The sequence below is a fragment of the Mesorhizobium norvegicum genome, assembly GCF_004919685.1.
GTDB lineage: Bacteria > Pseudomonadota > Alphaproteobacteria > Rhizobiales > Rhizobiaceae > Mesorhizobium > Mesorhizobium norvegicum.
Window position 1 is genome coordinate 1 of the sequence record NZ_SMYZ01000130.1, and the last position, 306, is coordinate 306.

At 66.7% G+C, this 306-nt stretch carries 1 protein-coding gene; it reads left to right on the forward strand.

Annotation, left to right across the window (positions count from 1 at the left end):
* Nucleotides 1-306 (forward strand): immunoglobulin-like domain-containing protein (locus FCU66_RS41480; RefSeq protein ID WP_168992272.1); only part of this gene is annotated, 306 nt, incomplete at both ends.

Sequence of the window (306 nt, forward strand, 5' to 3'; positions counted from 1 at the left end):
CACCGCGGGCGGCAACTTCGAGAACCTGACGATCGGCACGGCGAGCGCCACGGCGCATGTCAACGACACGATCACCGCCGCGACGGTCGACCTGAGCGCTTCGACGGTGCTCGAGAATGCCGCCGACACCAGCTATGTGTTCACGGCGACGCTGTCGCACGCGGCCGGGACCGATGTAACCATCACCACCGACAAGGGCGACATCACGATCCTGGCTGGCCAGACCACCGGCACGCTGGTGATCGCCTCGGGCAATGGCGAGGACGTCTACAACGACGCCACCAGCCTGAGCGCCACCATCACCGC